Source organism: Natroniella sp. ANB-PHB2 (genome assembly GCF_046097105.1).
Lineage (GTDB): Bacteria > Bacillota > Halanaerobiia > Halobacteroidales > Halobacteroidaceae > Natroniella.
In genome coordinates, this window is the sequence record NZ_CP175562.1 from 1,050,187 (window position 1) to 1,067,351 (window position 17,165).

Consider the following 17,165-nt stretch of genomic DNA (forward strand, 5'->3'; position numbering starts at 1 on the left):
CTAATTATCTAACCTCAAACTGAAATTCATTCTCTTGATAATCAATTAGGATTTCATCTTCCTCTTCTATCTCTTCTTCAAGTAGCATCATTGCCAACTTATCTTTGAGTTGCTTTTGAATTACTCTTTGCAATGGTCGAGCACCATAAGCTGGATCATAGCCAAGTTCTCTAATTTGAACTTTGGCATCTGCTGTCAATTCTATTGCTAGATTCTGTTTAGCCAGTTTTTCTTCCAGATCAGCTAATCTAAGGTCAATAATCTGATTCAAGTGCTCCTTAGCCAAAGAGTGAAAGATGATCTGTTCATCAATTCTATTTAAAAACTCTGGTCTAAAATGATCTTTCAAGGCTTCAGCTACTTTTTCTTCTATTTCATCATCTCCCTCTAAATCTTGAATATATTGTGACCCAAGATTAGAAGTCATAATAATCACTGTATTTCTAAAATCAACCTCTTTTCCTTGGCTATCTGTCAATAAGCCATCATCTAAAATCTGTAATAAGATATTAAATACATCTGGATGAGCCTTCTCTATTTCATCTAATAAGATAACAGAATAAGGTTTACGCCTAATCTGCTCAGTCAGCTGGCCTCCTTCTTCAAACCCAACATATCCTGGCGGCGAACCAATCAATTTAGCGACAGTATGGCGCTCCATATACTCTGACATATCCAGCCTAACCATTGCTCGTTCATCATCAAATAAATATTCAGCTAAAGTCTTAGCCAACTCTGTCTTACCGACCCCGGTTGGCCCCATAAAGATAAAAGAACCTAAAGGACGGTCTTCATCTTGCAATCCAGTTCGTGAACGACGAATAGCATTACTGACTGCTTGAATTGCATCATCTTGCCCTATTACTCGCTTAGACAATTCAGCTTCTAAGTAAACCAACTTTTCTCGTTCCTCTTCCATTACTTTAGTAACTGGAATATCAATCCAAGACCCTATTATTTCTGCTATATCTTCCTGTTGTACTTCTTCCCTAGCTAAATCGCTTTCTTGATTTAACTCTTTTAACCTTTGTTGAGTTTCTTTTAGCCTCTGCTCTAATTCATGTAATTTACCATATTTTAAACGAGCTGCTTCTTCATAGTCTGCCTCTCTTTCAGCAGATTCAGCAGCAATCTTGGTCTCTTCAATCTCTTCCTTGAGATTTTGAACTTTTTGAAGTAACTCCTTTTCATTCTCCCATTTTGCTTTCAATGGGTTTATTTCTTCTCTTAACTCAGCTATCTTTTGTTCAAGAGCTGATAATCTTTCTTTTGACCTTTGATCTTCTTCTTTCTTTAATGCTTCACGTTCAATCTCCAACCTTCTCAACTTCCGAGCCAATTCATCAATTTCAATTGGCATCGAATCAATCTCAATTCTTAACTTAGAAGCAGCTTCATCGATTAAATCAATTGCTTTATCGGGTAAAAAACGCTCAGTTAAGTAACGATCAGATAGTTGTGCTGCAGCTACTAAAGCATTATCTTGAATCTTAACCCCATGATGAATTTCATACTTCTTTTTTAAACCACGTAAAATGGAGATCGTATCTGCAACAGATGGTTCTTCAATCAAAACAGGCTGAAACCTCCGCTCTAATGCAGCATCCTTTTCAATATGCTGCTTGTATTCTCCCAAAGTAGTAGCTCCTACGCAGTGTAACTCCCCTCTAGCTAAAGCAGGCTTTAATAAATTAGCTGCATCCATTGCTCCTTGCGTAGCACCTGCTCCTACTAAGGTATGCATCTCATCAACAAAGAGAATAACCTGCCCTTCTGCCTGTTTAATCTCCTTTAATACAGATTTTAAACGGTCTTCAAACTCACCACGATACTTAGTCCCTGCAATTAATGAGCCCATATCTAAAGAAATTACCTTCTTATCTTTTAATGGTTCAGGTACATCTCCATTAATAATCCTTTGGGCCAACCCCTCAACAATCGCAGTCTTTCCTACTCCTGGTTCCCCAATTAATACTGGATTATTCTTTCGTCTGCGAGATAAAACCTGCATTATTCTTCTGATCTTTTCATCACGTCCAATAACTGGATCAAGCTCACCTTCTCTAGCTAGCTGAGTCAAGTCAATTGTATAATTTTCTAAGGCTTGATATTGGCCCTCAGTAGTCTGACTGGTCACCCTTTCTCCACCCCGAACCTTCTCAATTACTCTTTCAATTTGCTCCTTATCAATCCCTTTCTCTTGCAATAATTTAGCTGCTTTACTCTTACCATCAGCTAAGATAGCCAGTAAAAAGTGTTCAGTAGAGACATATTCATCATCTAGCTTTTTAGCTTTCTTTTTAGCCCAACGCAAAACCCGAGCTAGTTGCTGTGAAGTATATAGCTCTCCTAGTTCAGAATAAACTTGAGGAAGCTTATCAATCCTCTCTCTTAATTCTGCCTCTAATTTATCTAAGTCTAACTCCATCTTCTGCAAGATAGGCCTTACTATTCCATCATCTTGTTCTAACAAAGCGAGTAATAAATGAGCAGGATAAACTTCTTGATTTTGATGTTCCTCTGCTAAATATTGAGCTTCCATTAAACTTTCCTGAGCTTTAATAGTAAAGTTATCCATTTTCATTAATAAACACCTCCAACTATATTTTCTCTTTTCTCTAAAGTATTATTCAGTCATTTTATAATATTATTAGCACTCGCTTGTGTCGAGTGCTAATAATATTATAAAAAAATAAACCTTTTTTGTCAATAAGTATCAATTATTAATCTAAACTTAGACTTAAGCTGTGTAATTCAACCCACTTTTATAAATTAAAGATAGTAAAATGGAATTTAATCAGATAATCAATTGACAAATATGAAATTATGTGGTATTCTTAAAAAGGCTGATAAAAAATTACTTATCAGTTGATTTTTAAATTATTAGGAGGAATTATTTATAATGAAGGAACAAGGTAATGTTAAGTGGTTTAATGGAGAAAAAGGTTATGGATTTATTGAGCGAGCAGAAGGAGACGACGTATTCGTACATTTTTCTGCAATTGAAGAAGAAGGATTTAAAACTTTAGAAGAGGGTCAATCAGTAGAATTTAATGTAGTTGATGGAGATCGTGGACCTCAAGCTGAAAATGTCGTCAAACTATAAATTAATATAGATTACGATGTTTACCAAGCCTCGGAAAATTCCGAGGCTTTTATTTTTATCTAAATTTAAACTAAGATTAAAATCAACTAAACAATTAAAAACTCTTATTTGTTTATTTCAAAATACCATACAAACCCCATATTGAAAACAATAACTCCTTATTTATCTCCCTCTAACTTATTAAAAATCAACCTTAAGACCATAAGTAGTTCCATAAATCGAATCTAAATCTTCCCCTCCTAACATCCTAACAGTAGCTACTCCTTTGATTCCTTCAGCTAATTCTTTACCCACTCCTAACTCAGAATCTATTATAAAATCTGAAACTCCAACTAAATTAGAATTTATATCTAGATCAAAATAAACTTCTGCTCTTTCATCAAATTGACGCTCCATAATCAACCCAAACTTTAATCCTCCAGCAGTTAATTCATCATCCGTTTCTAGAATATTCCCACTGGTAGCTCCCACTTTAAGAGCCCAATTAAAGTCTCTTTCCGATCCGTGTAAACTCTCTGGCACAAATTGATATTCTATACTGGCCACCCCAGAACCTTCTGTATCGCTTCCATAAGGAGCTGTAAAACTGAGACCATATCCTGAGTAGTTATTGACTCCATAACCCAAATCTAAAGTGATAAAATCACCTTGATTTGATTGAAAATGTAATACCTGCACTCTATAAACATCCTGACCTAAATTTAAAGTTGACGCTAAAAGACTACCACTACTTAATAATAAAATTAAAGAGACTAAGATAAATACTTTTACTACTTTCATTGATTTTCTCCTCCAAATCTTAAAATTATTCCTTTAAGTATATATTCTTGCTTAAACTTCTTTTTCCTGCATCATTCATCATAGAACTCCTTAACTAATTAAAACTAACATTAAATTAATTATAAACAAGGAACTTACCCGATTATCTAGAATAATACCTATAGATATAATGGAAAGATTATAAAATGAATTAGATAGACTTAATATTTCAAACTTAAGTACAGATCTTTTCTATTATTCATTATTACATATCTAACTATTTATCAAACTATGATTCAGAAAGAAGGGAGCTAAAATAATGATTAAAGAACAAAAGTTAACTTTATTAATAGTTATATTATTAATTTTAACCTTTTCAACAACTGCATCTGCTACTTTTACAACAGGAGAAGGAAAACGGACTTATAAAATAGACAGCTTTCGTGTTGATCCACAATTAAGATTGCAATCTTTTTTAGTAGGAGTAGGAATTAATGACCAGACTTCTCTTAATTTTAAATTAACTGCTTTTAATGATAATGAAAAACCAATGGACTTTATTTATCCTGGAGAGAGTTTCGGAGAAGATTTCTCTTTCTATTCAACAGGTGGGCCAATATTTGACGTGATGGTACAATATATACCTCGCCATAGCTTGTTTGTTACTGAAACTAGTTTGAATGCTGTTCAAGCAGGTTTTAAAAACTATCGAGGAGATATTTTAAACGATGATACTAAAGATAGATATGAAGGGTTAGAAAATAGCCTAAATCAAACCTATTTTGTCGTTGGACTCTTGAGCCGTTCTCGTTGGGATGATCATAACCTGTTTTCTGATCTCAACTTAGCTTATGATCCTGATCTAGAACGTGGTGGCTTTCTTTTTGATAGTCAAATCGGAATGGAATTTAACTTAAGAAGTAATTTCAGAGCCCAAATCAGTTACCGAGCTATCGGAACATTTAATGACAGTGCAGGAGGAGTTTCATTGGGCTTAAAGGTTGATTATTAAACAGAATATAAAAGTTAACTTTAACTTAAATCTAATGAAAAAAGAGATTAGCAGATGCTAATCTCTTTTTATTTTGTAACTTAAATGAATAATTATTTTTCAATTACTAAAACTATTATAGAAAATTAATTTTACTGTAAAAAAGGAGGAACTTTTGTGGATCGAACTTTAAAAGGTTTATTTGCCGGGATAATCAGTGCAATTATTATGAACTCGCTCGATTTAATCTTTTTTTATATCTTTAACTTAACAGAAAGTCGCTTTCTTGACTGGGCAAGCCTTATCATGCTCGGCCGTATTCCAGCTAATAACTTCGAAGTAATTTATACATTGATAATTCAAATCCTATGGACTGGTTCATTAGGTATTATCTTCAGCCTTTTAATACCTTATTTAAGCTCCCAAGGACATATTTTAAAAGGTGTCCTCTATGCCTTTTTACTTACTTTTGTTTTTCGTGCCGTTGTTGTCTTATCTGATCTTACTCCTCTTAATAATATTTCAACAACAACCAGCCTAACAACTGTAATTTTTGCTATCGTGTGGGGTGTAACCTTAGCAACAATTCTACATAGATTAGATTAACTTTAGTTTAGAAAATTAAATTATAATTCACCTAAAATTTCTTGAGCTGGCCGAGGCTTAGCAAAATAATACCCTTGTACTAGATCAATACGCCCCTCTTTTAAAGCCACAACTTGTTCCTCCCGTTCAACCCCCTCACCAAGAATCTGAGCTCCTAAATTATTAATTCGCTCGACAGTTTGATAAACACTCTGCTGTACAGCCTGACTTTGATCTATTTTATTAACTACCGTAATGCACAACTTAACAATTGTTGGCTTTAATCGTTTAACAGTCTCTAGATCAAAAAAACCACAACCTAAATCATCCAGTGCAAATTTAATTCCTAGATTCTTTAATTGATCAATTCTTCCTTGTAGCTGCTCAACTTTCTCCACTGGTAAATGTTCAGTAATCTCCAAAATTATCGTTGATAGAATAGGCTTAAACTTATCTTGACTGATAAACTGATAAAATCGATCAGAGACTAATAGCTCAGGGCCAATATTTAATGCAATCTTATACTTATCATTCAATTTTTCAGCCCAATTGAGTGCCTGAGCAATACTTGCTAACTCCAACTCCTCTGTCAATCCAAAATAAGCTGCTGCTCCAAATAAATTTGCTGCTGAAAATAACTCACTATCTGTTGGCCCTCGGGTCAAAGCTTCATAACCTATAACCTCTTCATCTGTTGCAGAGAGCAAGGGTTGAAAATAAGTACTTAACTGTTTAGATTTAATTATCTCTTTAAACTCCTGCTCAGTTACTAACTTTTTATAAATTATATTAGAATCTAAAGCATTTCCAGCCCCTTCTAATTGCGACTCTTTTCTTATTTGAGCTGACTTCTCCCCAACAGCAGAAACCAAAACCTTAAAGTCAATTCTACTCCCCGTAGCAGCCCCAAACTCCTCTCTTAACCTATCATGAATTAATTCTACCCCTGTCTTACTCAATGATTCTAACTGTTCTTTTTGATCAATAAATATATCAAGTTCATCCATAGCAAACAGAAGAGTCCAAACCCCAAACTTTTCACTCCTGATAGGAGAAATAATAGTATGTCTAGTCAGCAATTTAGTTGTTAACTCTTGAAATGTCTGATCTAAGTTTTTTCTTGCTTCCGCAATCACAGTTTCTCCAAAAATATCCTCAAGCTGTGTTGGGTTTTGTATCCTAATCTCAAATGAATATTTTTTCATATTTCCCACTTCTCCTTAACTATTATTTTTTAATAATATGGTCAACTTACTTTTTAGAAATTCTTTACTTTTCTTAGTTATGGCCCACCAGTTGAGTATCTTTTTTACAGAAAAAATCAAAGAAGAACTACAAAATAGATTAATTTAAGCCAAGCAAAGTTAATATTTACATCAACCCTGCTTGGCTCTTTGTAAAAGCTACTTTTAATTATCATTCTACTATAATATATTGACTAACTTAATCTAATTCCCTGCATGATATTTCTATAAAATTTAACTTTGTATTTAGATACAAACTATCAGCAAACTTTTTAACTGCTTGACTCCTAATACTTTTATGGTTTTGAGAAACAAATAAGAGGCACTCACATCAGAAATAATATTAAATATGGTAAGACACTATTAGAGTTTAAAGATAAGGAAAGTAGATTATTGAAAGCTTTATTTTTCGAAAAATTTAATCTAGCTCAATACTCTTCCTTTATTAGAGTGGGGAGATGAGAAGCTATAAGATCGATATAGATCTTTAAATTACTGAGTACAATAAACTGAACCTATCAATTACTAACTTTATTTCGATCCATTCTCTTTGAGCAGTTGATCTGCTTCATTGATTGCTTCAACAAATTTTTCCCATTCCTCTGGTCTAAAAGCACAACTAGCTGATACATCTTCAGAAGCTATAAAGATCCCAACTTCACCATGCTCCTTATGAACACCAATAGTTAATTTTTCACCTATTTTTCTCTCTTCAATGATTCTCATTATTAACCACTCCTATTTCATTAATTTTCTAATTAATTTACGACCAATCACCTTATTTTTAGTTCGCTTAGCTATCCTTTTAGGGTTACCACTCGATAAAGTCTCAATATCATTAGCAACTCTGGCCAGCTTATAAAGAAAGCTAACAAATTTTCTCATGTGTTTTCCCCTCCTTTATAGTCAAAGCTCTCATTTTTAGTATACTTAATAATATTCATCTTTAAACTATATTATGGCTTCATTTTCCGTTTCTATTTCATATAATATATCCTCAACCAATTCAGATTCATCTTTAACCTGCTTTCGTCCTTCTTCTTTAGCCAAATAGAGTGCTGCATCAGCTACTTTAACAAGTTTTTCTAACCCATCATCATTATTAGGTTTAGCAATAGCCACTCCTGCACTGATCGTTACATAATCAGAAATCTGCGACTTTTGATGGGGTAATTTTAAACTCTCTACTCCTATTCTGAGCCTTTCAGCAACCTTAACTGCCCCACTCAGCCCTGTTTCTGGTAATATCACAGCAAACTCTTCTCCTCCATAACGGGCTACCAAATCAGCAGGACGAAGTACTAACTCTTCAAACTTCTGTGCTATCTTTTGTAAACACTCATCACCAGCTTGGTGTCCATAAGTGTCATTATATTCTTTAAAATAATCAATATCAATCATAATCAAAGCCAATGGGGTCATTTTACGTTTAGATCTCTTCCATTCTTCTTCTAATTTATTATTAAAGAACCTTCTATTAGCAAGCCCAGTTAAACCATCACTAGAAGCCATCTTTTCCAGCTTCTTATTAGCCTCTTCTATTTCTTTGTTGAGCTTTTCCAATAATTCCGTCTTCTCTTCAAGTTCTCTTTCTCTTTTTTTACGTTTTTTTATCTCTTTACTAAGTCTCAAAACCGAATTAACCCTAGCCAATAACTCCACCTTTTGAATCGGCTTAGTTATATAATCAATAGCTCCTGCCGAAAAAGCTCGCTCTAAAGAGTCAAGATCAGTTTTAGAGGTAACCATAATTACAGGAATATCTTTTAAATTTGAATCTTGTTTTATTTGCTGACAAAGTTCGATTCCATCTATTTTCGGCATTACAATATCCAATAATATCAAATCTATCTCAGCCACTTTATCATCTTTTAAACCTAGAATCTCAAATGCTTCTTGAGCTGAACTAGCAAGATGGACTTTCTGGTAGCCTTCCTCTTTAAGAATCTGGGCCAACAAGAACCTTATAAATCGAGAATCATCAACAATTAAGATCTCCATTTAACTACCTCCCTTCTTATAATTTAGACAAAGCCTTACCATTTAAATAATCAAACTTTTTCCCTTGCCAACTATTTCTTCTCTCCATTTCCTCCAAAATAAAGTTATTAATCTGATCATAATTATAATCCCAATTTACAAACAATGTACCTTCTCTAGGAGCCTTACCGATCAATCTCTGAACTGCTATCTTGGGATCTAAATGCTCTAAAAATTCAATAACTCGATCAATATATTCAGCTAATGAAATCAGCTCTAACTCTCCCTGTTGATACTGATCAGCCAGTTGAGTATCCTCTCTAATATAAAGTGCATGTAACTTGACATTCTCTACTTTTAATGCCGAGACTATCTTAGCTGCTTCCCTAGCATCCAACTTGTCATCACCAGGTAAATTCAATATTATATGGGCTCCTATTTCAGCATTATATCTATGGGCAGTCAGCACTGCATCAATAAATTCAGCAAGAGTATGACCTCGGTTGATCTCTTCTAATGTATGATAATTGGTTGATTGTAACCCTAATTCAAAGGTAAGAGTAGGCTCAGTAGTTGATTTATGTATTAGCTTCATAATCTGAGCTACATAATCTTGACTGATACAATCCGGTCTAGTCGCTAAAGCAATCTCCACAATCTCATCAATCCCCAACACCTGTTCAATATTACTTTTTAATTGATCTAAAGGTAAGTATGTGTTGGTGAAATTCTGAAAGTAAGCAATAAACTTCTCAGCTCGATACTTAGTAGCAATTCTTTCCTTTTTATGTAAGACTTCATTTCTACTTACTTCTTGATCCTCAGAAAAACTGGCTCCTCCCTCACCACAGTAAGTACAACCACCTTCAGCTATATTCCCATCACGATTAGGACAAGTAAGTGCTAAATTAATTGGAATCTTATAGGTTCTTGTTCCATATTTGTTCTTCAAATAATTAGAATAACGATAGTATTTATCCATTTTCTCAACCCCCATGGTAAAGTAGATTTAATATATAATACTTAATTGTTGAAGATCAATATCTTAAATAAGTTTATAATCTTTAAGTTCTTCTATCTTTGATTATTCATTATTCAATATTAAGTGTTAAATAATTTTATCTATTCAATATTAAATATTAAATGCTCTCTAGCCCCTTTTTTTGATCACCATTACTTCTGGTGGCTTGCTAGCTTGATTAATAAATTGATAATGTAATACATTATATTCCTTATAATTTAGATTTGTAGCATACTGTAAAAGAGCTTCTGCTTCTTCTTTTCCAGCTTGATGGCCTGTATAGATCACTATTACCATTACTCCACCCTTGACTAATATATCTAATCCTGCTTTAACCGCCCGTAGAGTAGTCTTTATTGTTGTAGTAATATCTTTATCTGTTCCTGGTAAATACCCTAAATTAAATAAGATTCCATCAACTTCTTCACTTATATATTGGGCCAACTTCTGATGATCAGCCTGAATTAAAGTTACTCGCTCTAAGAATCCTGACTTCATTAATTTACCTTTAGTTCTTTCAATAGCCTGCTTTTGGATATCAAAGCCCCAAACTTGTCCTTCAGCACCTACTAATTTTGCTAAAAATTCAGTATCATTCCCGTTACCAACAGTAGCATCTACTACGTTGGCCCCTTCAAATAATTGTTCTGTTAAAATTGAGTGAGAATATTCAACCCCTTGCTGTAATCTCAAATTGACTCTCCTCCTATAAAGTTTAACCGCTTTAACTTTAATATATTTCTTAATAAAATTTATTTGGCATTAAGTTTAGCTAAATCTTAATTAAGCTATGTTACAACTCAGCTCTTAGTTATAATTATTCCGCTTTAGTTAAAAATATCCTGCAAATAATAAAAACAATCTGCATATTTCTTAGTTAATGCTCGCTCTATGAGATTGTAATCATTGACTATTAGTATTTATCTTTCCCACTACTAAATATTAATTATTAATTATTAAATACTAAGCCTTTTCACTACTAATCAGTTAGTAATATTTTTAATTAGCTTACTGAAATAAGACATGGTATAATACAAGTTAGAAAGGGGGGGATATTAAATGCGAAGAAAGAGTAAACTTCATCTGTTAGTTACAATATTTATGTTAACTATTCTCTTACTTACTACTGGTTGTCTTCCTTCCTGGGGTAGAAATAATTCTGAACCCACTGTCGAAGCTCCGGAACGAATGATGGAGTTGGCCCGAAAAGAAAGTATAGAACCCGTAGTTAATACTACTAGTTATGATCTAGATGATCAACCAGTTAATACTTCCGAGCGAAAACTGATCACCACTGGCAATCTACAATTAGAAACTACAAATTTAGCAGATAATGAGAGAAAAATCAAAGAATTAATCGAAGACTATTCTGGTTATTTATCTAATTCACGACAACAACAACTAGCAGATCAACGCCAATCACACTCATATACCATTCGAGTTCCAACCGATAATTTCTCAGCACTTATCTCTGATTTACAAGAGTTAGGAGAGCTGAAAAATAAACAGATCAGCAGTCAAGATGTAACAGATAAATATATTGATCTAGAGGTACGACAAAAGAACCTCACCGCACAGGAAACTAGATATCGTGAACTGTTAACTGAAGCTGAAGCAGTCAGAGAAATCTTAGAGATTGAAAAAGAATTAAATCGAGTACGAACTGAAATTGAACGAATCGAAAATCAACTGGAGCGTTATGATAATCAGATTAATCTAAGTACAATTCGGCTAAGGTTGACCGAGCCAGAACCATTATTTAATAATTATCGACTACCAGAAACATTACAACAAGCAGTCCAAGGCTTTATTACCAGTATTCACTTAATCATCATTGTCAGTGGACGACTGCTTCCTTGGTTACTTATATTAATAACCATTATTATTTTAAGTTACAAATTAATTACTAAATGGCGTAAATAAATATTAAGTTTAAGGCTAAATTTAAATAAGAGCTAAACCATTATGCTTTTAATGATTGACTTAGCCTTAAGCTTAACCTAATCTTTCTTTAATTCTTGCAGCCCTTGCTGACAATAACCATACTCGCTCCACTGACAAGAGCCACAAAACTCCTCTAAATCTCTTTCTGTAAGCAACTTGGCTATTCTTTGTTCAAGATCTGTTAATAAATAAATTCCATCCTCTATTACACCAAGCTTATCGATCACAAATTGATCCAGCTTCTTAATCTCTGCTTCCTTCTCTGAATCTTGATCCTTAAAGCAACCTTTCTCTTTTTTATTAGGACAAGCAGCACAAAGGATATCTGGCTTTCTTACTATCTTTAATTTAAGCTCTGGATTCAACCTAAAGCTGGCTAATACCTCTTTCATTACCTGTGTAAAACGTTCGTCATATCCTAAACCTCGAAAACCCAATCTACAGATCAAATGATGTGCTCTAAATTTCATTTTTCTCTCCTCCCCTCTTCATTAAACAACATTTCTCTATAACTAACCTCTACTTAGAAATTAGAAATCATTGGCCCATCAGGAGCTGAAATTTCAAAACCTGAATTTCCAACAAAACCCTCTAACCTATGTTCATTAACAGCTAATACTCTGAAAGCAACATAATCTAAATTAGGCTTATCTAGCCAACTATCATGAAAAGTATACGAACTATCCCTCGCAATTAAACTTGACTGGGTAATAAGCTCTTTATCCCCATCAAAATAATACAGTTCAACTCTATATATATCACTGTCTACACTGGGCCAACTTAAAGTAACAGAAGCAATCTCACCAGCAAAAAGACTGGCATAACCATCGTCAAAATTACCTTAGTCTCTTCAACCTCAATACTCCCTGGAGTAAACTCCCAGCCCTCCTTAACTGGCGTAACTGTTACCGGGCCAACCAATTGATGCTTACTCCATCTGCCTTCTTCATCTGTCGTAGCAATACCAAACTGTTCAAATTTTAGAGTCACCGCTTCTATCCCGTTACCATTGCTATCTGTTATAGTTCCTGATAAATGATATTCCTCTTCCTGACACCCAGTAAAGATCAATACTACACTCAACATAATTAATAGTAATATAATTTTTTTCATTTTTTAATTCCTCCTATCACCATAACCAATATCTATTTATTATTACTTCCAGATTTGTAATTTAAAACCTCTGTTCCTCCTAAAATTTATACGTATAAATTTTAAATTAACCTTCCAGTAAAACTCTCTGCTAAATCAATTCTTTGGATTACGAAAACTAGATATCAAGCTTTTAGAAAACTATCAATTTATTAAATAGTTTTAAAGGATTTTTTTTATTTTTGTAGAAAGTTTTTTATTACATACCAAATAAAAGAAATAAAAATAAGACTAGGAGGTTTTTAAGATGATTAAAGAGAAGTTACAAAAAAATATTGGTACTAAACTTATGTTGATCATAGCAATTGTTAGTAGTATACTTTTTCTATCAATTATACTCATCTCAAATTACTTAGTTAGTAATGGAATACATACTATAATCGACAACACAGTAACAGAAAGTACACAAGATAATGCTGACTATATCAGTGACTGGTTTGAAGATAAAAAGAATCAACTTGAAGATTACGCAGCAACCCCTGTTGTTCGGAGTATGGACTGGGAAGAAGCTGAAGCTTTTCTAGAAGAACGCCACAAACAATACTCTGATATCTATGAAGTATTATTTATAGCAGATACAACAGGAGAATATAATGCAACAGCTGGTGAGGATGGGAATGTAAGTGAAAGAGATTATTTCCCACAAGTAATGGCCGGTAAAACTGCAATTTCAGAACCTTTGATCGCAATTTCAACTGGCAATCCAATTTCAGTTATTGCCACTCCAATTAAAGAGAATAATGAAGTGATTGGTTTAATGGGAGCAACAGTTAACTTAAATATCTTAAATGATTTTATTTCTGATATCAATATTGCTCATAATGACTCTTATTCATATCTAGTTAATGGTGAGGGGCTTTTTATCACTCATCCTGATTCAGAACTGGTCTTACAAGAAAGTTTAACAGAAGCAAACGGACTTGAAAATGTTGCAGACATAATACTCAATCAACAATCTGGACAGGTAGAATATACATATGAAGGAATGAAAACTTATGCATACTTTCAGGAAATACCAGAACTCAATAATTGGAGGTTATTAACCAGGGTACCACATCAATTTATTGAAGAACCAATAAATAATGTTAGAAACATTCTGATTATTCTATTAATAATAGCCTTATTGGTTCTGTTAGCTGTTAGCTTTAAGATTGGTAATTATATTGCTAAACCTCTAAATATTATCAGCAACTATAGCCAGCGAATAGCTAACAAAGATTTTTCAGCTCAATTAGATACTAAATGGACTGAACGAAAAGATGAGTTCGGAACTTTGGCCAAGTCTTTCAATATAATGAATAATAATCTTCAAGGAATACTTAAGGAGTTATCAGCTAGTGTACAAAATCTATCAGCTTATAGCCATGAATTATCAGCTTCAGCAGAAGAAGGCAATGCAACGATAGATAATACTAATTATTTAGTTGAAAATATGTCAGCATCAATTCAACAAATTTCAAGTAGTGCCCAAGAGGTAGCCAGTTTCTCTGAATCGGCTACTTCCCAAGCAGACTTAGGGGCCAATGATATTAAAGCTACGGTCAATAGTATCACTAATATTAATACCTCAGTACAAGAGACTGTAACTATCATCAATGATTTAGATACTAATGCCAAAAAGATTGAAGAAATCATTGAATTAATTACAAACATAGCCGAACAGACGAATCTACTAGCTTTGAATGCAGCAATAGAGGCAGCTAGAGCAAGTGAACATGGACAAGGCTTTGCAGTAGTAGCAGATGAAATTAGACAGTTAGCAGAAGAGACTTCACAGGCTACTGAAAAAATTTATAACCTAATCAATAAAGTCCAACAACAATCTGCCAAAGGATTAACAGCAGTCAATGAAGTAGAACAAAAAACCAAAGAAGGAAAAGAGATTGCAGAAAAAACAGGTGCTAAATTTACAGAAATCCAGGAAATAATCACAGAAACCTCAAGTCAAATTGAACAGACGGCTAATGCTACCAATGAACTAGCACAAAACAGCAATGAGATAACTAATGCTACAAAAGAGATAAAAAATATGTCTGATGAAGTAACTAACTCATCTCAAGAGCTATCTAAGATGGCTCAAAAGTTACAAACTCTCATAAAAGAATTTAAAATCTGAGTATAGTCCTACGCCACAGGTTAAAACCTGTGGCTTTTTCCTTTAATAAACAACAATCACCATACATTAAGAGATATGGCTATGATCTTCTTAATTATTCTAGACTGATAGCTGATGGCTTATAGCTGTGAGTTATGTGGTGAAAAGAGCCACAATCATTAACAATCAGCTACTAATTCTCTTTCTTCCCTAACCTTATATATCTGCTGCCATTTATCCGATTCATACCTCCAAACTAACAAGATCATTCTTACTATCATCTCACCTGCCATACCAATCCAGAAACCTATAAATCCATAGTTTAGATAAAAACCAAATAATAAACTCAAAAACAGTCTAGCTCCCCAATTACCAATTGCAGTAATATACATCGTCCACTTTGTATCCCCTGCTCCTCGCAAAGCTCCTTTCAATACCATCACAACAGCAAACAATGGCTGCATAAAAAGTACAACCCTTAAGACTGGCTCGGCAATCATAACTACCTCAGGATTATCAGTATATAACTTAATAATCGGTCTGACCCAAATAAGCATAGGAACAGATATTATACTCATCAATACCATTGTTATATAGGTGGATTGCTTACCATATGCTTTAGCTAAATCATACTTTTGTGCTCCCAAACTCTGACCTACTAACGTCGTAGCAGCTAAAGCAAATCCAAATCCAAACATTACAGGAATCATTAGCATATTCATAATTATAGCATTAGCTGCAATTGTCAGTGTACCTAATCCAGCAATCAATGCAGTATATATAATTTGGCTACTTTGTCTAATAGATTGTTCAACTGCCGAAGGGATACCGATACTGAATATATTCTTTATCACCTTCCAATCAAGCTTCCATTTAATATCAGCCCAGTTTAATTTAATCATAGTATTACCTTTAATCAAGAAGGCAAAACTTACTATCGCTCCTACTAATCTACCAAATGCTGTTCCCAATGCAGCCCCCATTACTCCTAATTGAGGAAAAAATCCAATCCCAAAAATCAAGACATAATTCGCTACTACATTAGACAAATTAGTAGTTATCATAATATAAAGTGGCGTCTTCATATCCCCAATCCCCTGTAAAATAGCAGTAACTATCATCATAGGTAATCCAAAGACCATAGAGCTAAAAATAATCTTGATATAGATACTTCCCTCATCTAAAATAATGGGATCTACCTCTTCCATTAAAAGCATCATTAATCTCAACATATCCTCAGCAAATAAAAAACCAATCACTACTAAAATCAAGGGTAATAAAAAACCAATTAGTACTGATTGAGAAATAATATTATTAACTTTTTTCTGATCGTTGGCCCCTACATAACGAGCTACTAATGCAGTCGATCCTATTGTTAAAGCTGTTAAAGAACCAACAACTAAGAAAACTATTCGGTTACTGACATCAACTGCTGCCAAAGAAGCAGCCCCTAAACTACCAACCATAATAATATCTACTGTACCTACTATACTTTCTAACAACATACGTAATACAGCAGGCCAAGCTAAGTTTATTATACTCTTTCTCATCTTTTTTGAATTTGATTCTTCTGTCAATTCAACCATCTAAATCTGCTCCTTTTATTTTATCTTTTTTTATAAAAAATCATTAATCTAGTACTACTCTCTTCTTAATTTGTGGCTAAAATTACTAATGTTTGTAAAATGTTTGATCTTCTCTAATTTTTACTATGATACCTTTCTTCTTAGTAGTTATTAAATTTAGAATAATTAGTATTTATAAGTATTCTATCATAAAAAGAAGTAGAATTCTACTTTGATTGGTAGTTGCTATAAATCATCCAAATCTATAAAAATTTGAATATTCTTTTCTTCCTTTATCAATACTAAACATATGAGTATTAGATTTATTATTTACGGTTTGCTGGGTTGGTGTCTAGAAATCTTCTGGACTGGCTTAAATTCTCTAATAGAAGGTAACCTCGTTTTAAGAAGCTGGACTTCTCTTTGGATGTTCCCAATCTATGGATTAGCAATCTTTTTAGAACCGATTTATAAAAAAATAAAGGCCTGGCCAATTATCTTACGAGGAGGGAGTTATACTTTACTTATTTTTATTGCTGAATATATTACTGGCTGGCTATTATTAAATGTAGTAGGCGTTAGCCCTTGGGATTATAGTCATACACCCTTGTCAATCGATGGATTTGTTCGATTAGACTACGCTCCATTATGGTTTATAGTAGGCTTATTATTTGAGAGACTTTATGAACTATTAATCAATTTAAAAATTGAAATTAATTAAAA

Annotated in this window: 17 protein-coding genes; 6 read left to right on the forward strand and 11 right to left on the reverse strand. The window is 33.4% G+C overall.

Going from position 1 to position 17,165, the window contains the following annotated elements:
- Nucleotides 1-4: 4 nt before the first annotated feature.
- Nucleotides 5-2,584 carry an ATP-dependent chaperone ClpB gene (gene clpB / locus ACKF5P_RS05315; protein WP_408956455.1) on the reverse strand — a complete coding sequence of 860 codons (2,580 nt, stop codon included), beginning with the start codon at nt 2,582-2,584 and terminating at the stop codon, nt 5-7.
- A 318-nt stretch (nt 2,585-2,902) separates the two neighbouring features.
- Here clpB and ACKF5P_RS05320 point away from each other — a divergent pair, with 318 nt between their 5' ends.
- Entirely contained in the window at nt 2,903-3,106 is a 204-nt protein-coding gene (locus ACKF5P_RS05320) for a cold-shock protein (RefSeq protein WP_408956456.1), read from the forward strand.
- A 180-nt stretch (nt 3,107-3,286) separates the two neighbouring features.
- Here ACKF5P_RS05320 and ACKF5P_RS05325 read toward each other — a convergent pair whose 3' ends face one another.
- On the reverse strand, nt 3,287-3,886 hold the full coding sequence (locus ACKF5P_RS05325; protein WP_408956457.1) for a hypothetical protein: 600 nt from the start codon (nt 3,884-3,886) through the stop codon (nt 3,287-3,289).
- Between the two features lie 298 nt (nt 3,887-4,184).
- On the opposite strand from ACKF5P_RS05325, the gene ACKF5P_RS05330 reads away from it, so the two are divergent.
- Both ACKF5P_RS05330 and ACKF5P_RS05335 read left to right on the forward strand, forming a co-directional pair.
- Nucleotides 4,185-4,877 carry a hypothetical protein gene (locus tag ACKF5P_RS05330; protein ID WP_408956458.1) on the forward strand — a complete coding sequence of 231 codons (693 nt, stop codon included), beginning with the start codon at nt 4,185-4,187 and terminating at the stop codon, nt 4,875-4,877.
- A gap of 156 nt (nt 4,878-5,033) precedes the next feature.
- Entirely contained in the window at nt 5,034-5,462 is a 429-nt protein-coding gene (locus ACKF5P_RS05335) for a DUF6789 family protein (RefSeq protein ID WP_408956459.1), read from the forward strand.
- A gap of 20 nt (nt 5,463-5,482) precedes the next feature.
- Here ACKF5P_RS05335 and ACKF5P_RS05340 read toward each other — a convergent pair whose 3' ends face one another.
- The 6 genes from ACKF5P_RS05340 to ACKF5P_RS05365 form a co-directional block, all read right to left on the reverse strand.
- Nucleotides 5,483-6,646 carry an EAL domain-containing protein gene (locus tag ACKF5P_RS05340; RefSeq protein WP_408956460.1) on the reverse strand — a complete coding sequence of 388 codons (1,164 nt, stop codon included), beginning with the start codon at nt 6,644-6,646 and terminating at the stop codon, nt 5,483-5,485.
- A gap of 570 nt (nt 6,647-7,216) precedes the next feature.
- Complete coding sequence (locus ACKF5P_RS05345; RefSeq protein WP_408956461.1) at nt 7,217-7,411, reverse strand: hypothetical protein; 195 nt, start codon at nt 7,409-7,411, stop codon at nt 7,217-7,219.
- A 12-nt stretch (nt 7,412-7,423) separates the two neighbouring features.
- Nucleotides 7,424-7,570 carry a hypothetical protein gene (locus ACKF5P_RS05350; protein WP_408956462.1) on the reverse strand — a complete coding sequence of 49 codons (147 nt, stop codon included), beginning with the start codon at nt 7,568-7,570 and terminating at the stop codon, nt 7,424-7,426.
- Nucleotides 7,571-7,636: 66 nt separating this feature from the next.
- Complete coding sequence (locus ACKF5P_RS05355) at nt 7,637-8,686, reverse strand: diguanylate cyclase (RefSeq protein ID WP_408956463.1); 1,050 nt, start codon at nt 8,684-8,686, stop codon at nt 7,637-7,639.
- 16 nt (nt 8,687-8,702) lie between these two features.
- The gene (locus tag ACKF5P_RS05360; RefSeq protein ID WP_408956464.1) at nt 8,703-9,647 is read right to left on the reverse strand and encodes a TIGR01212 family radical SAM protein; all 945 of its coding nucleotides are present in this window, start codon (nt 9,645-9,647) and stop codon (nt 8,703-8,705) included.
- Nucleotides 9,648-9,815: 168 nt separating this feature from the next.
- Nucleotides 9,816-10,379 carry a tRNA (mnm(5)s(2)U34)-methyltransferase gene (locus ACKF5P_RS05365; protein WP_408956465.1) on the reverse strand — a complete coding sequence of 188 codons (564 nt, stop codon included), beginning with the start codon at nt 10,377-10,379 and terminating at the stop codon, nt 9,816-9,818.
- A 366-nt stretch (nt 10,380-10,745) separates the two neighbouring features.
- Here ACKF5P_RS05365 and ACKF5P_RS05370 point away from each other — a divergent pair, with 366 nt between their 5' ends.
- Nucleotides 10,746-11,609, forward strand: a complete 864-nt coding sequence (locus ACKF5P_RS05370) for a DUF4349 domain-containing protein (RefSeq protein WP_408956466.1) — start codon at nt 10,746-10,748, stop codon at nt 11,607-11,609.
- Nucleotides 11,610-11,686: 77 nt separating this feature from the next.
- On the opposite strand, the gene ACKF5P_RS05375 is transcribed toward ACKF5P_RS05370, so the two are convergent.
- Both ACKF5P_RS05375 and ACKF5P_RS05380 read right to left on the reverse strand, forming a co-directional pair.
- Nucleotides 11,687-12,100 carry a DUF1284 domain-containing protein gene (locus tag ACKF5P_RS05375; protein WP_408956467.1) on the reverse strand — a complete coding sequence of 138 codons (414 nt, stop codon included), beginning with the start codon at nt 12,098-12,100 and terminating at the stop codon, nt 11,687-11,689.
- A 310-nt stretch (nt 12,101-12,410) separates the two neighbouring features.
- Nucleotides 12,411-12,743: a hypothetical protein gene (locus ACKF5P_RS05380; RefSeq protein ID WP_408956468.1), complete on the reverse strand. Its 333-nt coding sequence runs from the start codon at nt 12,741-12,743 to the stop codon at nt 12,411-12,413.
- A 286-nt stretch (nt 12,744-13,029) separates the two neighbouring features.
- Here ACKF5P_RS05380 and ACKF5P_RS05385 point away from each other — a divergent pair, with 286 nt between their 5' ends.
- The gene (locus tag ACKF5P_RS05385; protein ID WP_408956469.1) at nt 13,030-14,898 is read left to right on the forward strand and encodes a methyl-accepting chemotaxis protein; all 1,869 of its coding nucleotides are present in this window, start codon (nt 13,030-13,032) and stop codon (nt 14,896-14,898) included.
- A 158-nt stretch (nt 14,899-15,056) separates the two neighbouring features.
- Here ACKF5P_RS05385 and ACKF5P_RS05390 read toward each other — a convergent pair whose 3' ends face one another.
- On the reverse strand, nt 15,057-16,463 hold the full coding sequence (locus tag ACKF5P_RS05390) for an MATE family efflux transporter (RefSeq protein ID WP_408956470.1): 1,407 nt from the start codon (nt 16,461-16,463) through the stop codon (nt 15,057-15,059).
- Nucleotides 16,464-16,752: 289 nt separating this feature from the next.
- On the opposite strand from ACKF5P_RS05390, the gene ACKF5P_RS05395 reads away from it, so the two are divergent.
- Nucleotides 16,753-17,163: a putative ABC transporter permease gene (locus tag ACKF5P_RS05395; protein ID WP_408956471.1), complete on the forward strand. Its 411-nt coding sequence runs from the start codon at nt 16,753-16,755 to the stop codon at nt 17,161-17,163.
- The last annotated feature ends 2 nt before the right edge of the window (nt 17,164-17,165 follow it).